The sequence below is a fragment of the Terriglobia bacterium genome, from assembly GCA_032252755.1.
In the GTDB taxonomy this organism is placed as follows: domain Bacteria; phylum Acidobacteriota; class Terriglobia; order Terriglobales; family Acidobacteriaceae; genus JAVUPY01.
Genome location: JAVUPY010000048.1, coordinates 1 through 5,088, shown reverse-complemented (window position 1 = coordinate 5,088; position 5,088 = coordinate 1). Strand labels below are relative to the sequence as shown.

The following is a 5,088-nucleotide window of genomic DNA, read 5'->3' as shown; positions in this document are numbered from 1 at the left end:
GAACGACCTCGGCAAGTGATAACGGATTCTTTGAATTCCGAGATCTCAAGCCGGGCGTCTCCTGTCGGGTAACCATCCGCGCGCAGGGGTTTGCAAACTGGACCTCCTCTGCCATCATTCTCAAACCGGAGGAGTATGTATCCTTCCTGACTGGTATCAAGTTAGAGGTTGCGGAAGCGGTAACCTCGGTGACTGTGTATGCTTCTTCCGAACAGATCGCGGTCGAGCAGGTGAAAATGGAGGAGCAGCAGCGTGTCTTGGGTTTCATTCCTAACTTCTATGTCGTTTACGATCAAAACCCGGCGCCCCTCACACCAAAACTTAAATTCAAGCTCGCGCTCAGGACCGACACCGATCCGATTACTTTCATCGGGGCAGCTTTCCTGGCGGGCATCAACCAGGCTGCGGATACACCAGACTACGTTCAGGGAGCCAAGGGCTACGGCCAGCGCCTTGGCGCAGTCTACGTAGGTGGTTTTACCGACATCATGTTTGGCGGCGCCATCCTGCCTTCTCTTCTTCACCAGGACCTCGCTACTATTACCAGGGCACAGGCACAATCAAATCTCGTACCTTCCACGCGATCTCCTATCCGTTCCGGTGCAAGGGAGACAACGGACGCTGGCAGCCGAACTACTCGACCATCGGTGGCGATCTCATTTCGGCATCCATCTCGAATGCTTACTACCCAGTGACCAATCGCGGCGTCGGGCTGGTGTTTGAGAATACCGCAATCAACACAGCTCAGCGCATGGCTGCGAGCCTGGCGCAGGAGTTTATCCTGCGCAGGCTCACATCGAAGCCGAGAAAGCAAAATTAACAGGTGCTTGCTCGATGCGAGTGGCTGCCGAACGCCGGGATGCCTGTGTGACGGCTGGTTCAAGGCGAAAAGCTGCGCGAATAGTCTCCGAGACACTCCATGAGCATCCCGCATTTAGCAGAAGAGTGAGGTTGTGGGCCGCAGGGTCCGTTAAACATCTGCCCATTGATTGCCGGCGAACTCGATTTTTGACGCTCCGCGATTGTTGACCTGACGGAAACGCGGCTCACTCCGGTCTGGTCGGCGCCTGCAGGCTATTCAGGATGTAGGTGGTGTATACGCCAATCGCAACAAACTGAGCACCGTCGTCCTTCATCATCGAGAGCACGGATTGGCCGCTTCGATCGATGGAGGTCACCTGGCGGAGATCAACAATGCGCGCGCCGGATTTTCGTGGCGTTGCTTTCCAGGTGGCGATGAGCTCGGGAATGGAGTTTTTCGTCAGCTGCCCCTGAATCGTCCACCTCTCTTCCGAGCCATTGTCTGAAACAGTGATCCTCAACATGTCTTTCTCTCCCGATATTCTAGTCGTGATACCTCCCTTTCGCGGATCGCTCCAATCGTTCCTTCATGCGTAAATAGAATTCGGTACCATTCTTCCGGAACTCGACCGTATCCATCGAGGACCGCACCAAGTGGATACCAAGTCCCTCGTCGGCGTGGAGATCTTTCGGACTCGATAAGGCTTTCGTATCAAAGCCCGTTCCTTCATCTCGGATCAGAATCGAGCGCCCGGCCCGGCTCGCATTCCTACTGAGGGAAGACCTTCCGGCAGCCGTCGCTGTGATTGCCGTGGATGACAGGGTTCGCCAAGGCCCCTCGTATGGCCCTAAGAAAGGCGGGTTCGTGGCCTCGATGCAAGAGAGCAACTCAGGATCCGAGCGAAAGCGAAGTTGTTCGATCACGTCTGGAAGTGCTCCCAGGCGACTCTCCATCGTGACCTGATGTGCCGAGCGATCAGTCACCGGCTCTTTATTTCAAGGAGATGCAATTTGCGGACCGAGTCGTGGATTTGCCGGATTTGGCCGATAAACCCGACAAGACCGGGAGAAACGATTCTAAGAAGCTCCGGAGAAACTGCCAATAATCTGGCACTGGTGCCAATCGGTTGGCACATGTCGGATTAATTTTCCGAAGAGTGCGACCGCGGGCGCGAGATACCCAGCTTCTGTATCCGGAACTGGAGCGTCGGACGTTTGATTCCCAGCCGGGCTGCGGCTCCATTCGGCCCAGCTAAAACCCAATTTGTCTGCTCAAGGACAGACAGAATATGTTGTCTCTCCACCTCTTCGAGGGTTGCATGTCCGTTGTAGGCGCCGTTTCCCGCCGGTTTCGGCTTGAGTTCGCTCAGTGGAACAGTCAACACTCGTCCCTGGCACAGAATAACCGCGCGCTCGATGACGTTTTGAAGTTCGCGGATATTCCCCGGCCACGTATATCGGGTCAACGCTTTCATGCTTTCCTTGGAAATTGTATCGATCTGTTTGTTCATGTTGCGGGAGAAGTGCTGGACGAAATGCCGCACCAGCAGGGGAATATCTTCGGGCCGTTCCCGCAGCGAAGGCACGCGGATCGGGAAGACATTCAGCCTGTAGAACAAGTCTGACCGGAACTGATGCTGCTCCACCATGGCTTCCAGGTCCCGGTTAGTCGCAGCGATCAGGCGGGCATTCGTGCGCTGCGTGCGCGAACCGCCAAGGCGTTCGAACTCCCGCTCCTGCAGGACGCGCAATAGTTTGGGCTGCAATTCCAGAGGGATCTCGGCGACTTCATCGAGGAACATGGTCCCTTCGTTCGCCAGCTCGAAGCGCCCGATCCGCTGCGAAACCGCGCCCGTAAAAGCGCCCTTTTCGTGCCCGAACAGCTCACTCTCGAGAAGGCCAGTCGGGATTGCAGCACAATTCAGTTTCACAAAAGCGTTGCTCTTACGACGGCTGAGATTGTGGACTGCCCGCGCGATCAGTTCCTTTCCGCTGCCTGTTTCGCCATAGATGAGAACCGTCGAATCTGTGGGAGCGACAGTTTCAATCTGCCGGAGCACTTTCCGCAGTACCGCGCTATTACCAACGATCTCCTCGAAATTCATCTCGCTGCGGATCTCATCTTCGAAGTAGAGCTTTTCCTGGGTGAGTCTATCGGTCAATTCAGTAATCTTCCGATAGGCCAGCGCATTGTCCTTGGCGATCGCGATCTGGTTGGCGATCTGTGCGAGGAACTCGAGGTCACTGTCCGTAAAGGGTCTCTCATGCAAGCGGGCAAGACTAAGGACTCCCAGAACGGTGTCTCGTCGGAGCAGGGGCAAGAAGCACAGGACCTTGACCCCCTCCTGCGACCCAAGCCTGAGATTGGTTCCCCAGTCTTTAAGATCAGACAGGCGGCCTGTCCATGGCTCTCCGGAGCGGAAGACCTTGCCGACAATCGATCCGTCGATCGGGCTCAGCATGTCTTCGCGGATGATGCCTTTGCTTCCGGGAAAATCGAGCGCATAGAGCCGCAGTTGTTTACCTTCCGCCTCGGGCAGGATGAGGCCGATCAGGTCGAGTTCCATGATCTTGCGGATACTGGGTGAGATGGCACGAAGGAGGCTTCGCAACTCGAGGTTTGAGACAACACTGTTGTTCAGGTCGAGAATCAGCCGGAGCCGTGTTTTCTCACTCTCGAGGCCGCTCCGCGCGCTCTCGGCATTGTCGAAATTTATGCGGTCGTCGACGAGGAGAGCCGCGTGCCCGGCAAGCGCCCGGAGGAAACGAATCTCGGATGGGGAAAAGGCATCTGGACGCTCATGGGCGATACAAAGCATGCCGAGGCGGCGAACCGGGGTCACCAGAGGAAGCAAACAGAGCGACTGGATTCCATAGACTCTGAACTGCAAGGCCCAGGCAGGGGCGCCACCATCCGAATCGAGGGTGGAGAGGACGACGGGCATGGGGGGATCGTTCGCGGAATTCCACCATAATTCTTCCGATCGGAAAGCGGAAAGCTCCAACCGAATGGACCGGCCGTGGCGGTCCACTACCAAATCCGGTAGGTCCTGATCGCCGTCCCATGGAATAAAGGCGACGATGGCGGCATCGACGATCTTCTGAAGTTCAGAGGGCAGCGCGCGGAGGAGGGCTTCGAGAGAGTGCTGATTGCCAAGATTCTGCGCGAGGCTGAGCAAAGCCCCGGAGACTCCTTCATCGGAGGCGTCGCCACTCATCGCCGGAGAATGATCGGGGCGCGGTTTCCTCATCTTTCAAAGCCCGAAATGCTCGCATCTCTAAGATGAAGCACATGCCGCAAAGAAGCAGAAAATGTAGCCGCCTCAATGACTTGGCCAGCTTACTGCGGAGTGTGCCAATATGTTGGCATTCTGTCAGCCCATTGGCATCTACCGCGCGACTGAAGAATAGTTTAGGAATCTATCTTCTGTGCTTATAGGGATTTGCGCGTACTTTGCGTCGTTTGAACCAAGTGGCACGCCAGTTGCAGATTCCCCGGCGTGAGAGCCGATCACGATAGAGGAAGGGTTTGGCTTGATCGCTCTTTTCGTACGAATGGGTGTGATGCAGGCTAGGTTCCCCGCTTGCTTGATCGATTTGGAGGTATGAATGCAACCTCAGCATTCGACTGAAACCGAGCCCTTCTCTGGAGAGGTTCCCAGCTTCCGGCTCGATGTGCAACTGCATGACCTTCTGACCAGGCCAGCGATCCCATCGGGCGGGCTCCAACCTAAAGGCAGGCCGCAGAAATTTCCAGAGCCGGTATTCCCGCAACGTCCCGAGTTGCTTGGACCGATAGACGATGTTGAGGATTGGAGCCCACCCGAGAAGCGGAAGTGGACTCCTCCGCAGATCTACCACGCGATGCGGGGATGGCTGTTTCCTTACATACGCTCGCGCGTCACTGCGGGCGACTTCCATCCTTTGATTGCCTATCTGTTCACGGAGTTCAAGTGCAACCTCGATTGCCACTACTGCTGGGCGTTCGACAACCGCGTCAAGGGCATGACCGAGGACACAGCTAAACGCTCCATCGACTGGCTCCATGGAACCGGCTGCCGCGTTCTTGCCTACATGGGCGGTGAGCCGCTTCTGCGTCCCGATTTCATTCACAGGATCACGTACTACGCCGCGAAGAAGGATTTTTGGATCTATCTTCCGACCAACGCCCGCCTGCTCAGAACCGATGTGATCGACAAGCTGGCCGACGCCGGCATGTCGACGTTCAACATCGCAGTTGATGCCTTTGATGTGAAGGAAGGCCTCCCCAAGGCGCTGGTTCCCATT

4 protein-coding genes are annotated in these 5,088 nt (G+C 56.2%); 2 read left to right on the top strand and 2 right to left on the bottom strand.

Annotated elements, in window-relative coordinates; genetic code table 11:
• Positions 1 to 695 (top strand): hypothetical protein (locus ROO76_10475; protein MDT8068576.1); only part of this gene is annotated, 695 nt, incomplete at its 5' end.
• Positions 696 to 1,046: 351 nt separating this feature from the next.
• Here ROO76_10475 and ROO76_10470 read toward each other — a convergent pair.
• Together ROO76_10470 and ROO76_10465 are read right to left on the bottom strand one after the other, a co-directional pair.
• Positions 1,047 to 1,325: a hypothetical protein gene (locus ROO76_10470; protein ID MDT8068575.1), complete on the bottom strand. Its 279-nt coding sequence runs from the start codon at positions 1,323 to 1,325 to the stop codon at positions 1,047 to 1,049.
• Positions 1,326 to 1,943: 618 nt separating this feature from the next.
• Positions 1,944 to 4,052: a sigma 54-interacting transcriptional regulator gene (locus ROO76_10465; GenBank protein ID MDT8068574.1), complete on the bottom strand. Its 2,109-nt coding sequence runs from the start codon at positions 4,050 to 4,052 to the stop codon at positions 1,944 to 1,946.
• A 358-nt stretch (positions 4,053 to 4,410) separates the two neighbouring features.
• Here ROO76_10465 and ROO76_10460 point away from each other — a divergent pair.
• On the top strand, positions 4,411 to 5,088 hold a 678-nt coding region (locus ROO76_10460), incomplete at its 3' end, for a radical SAM protein (GenBank protein MDT8068573.1).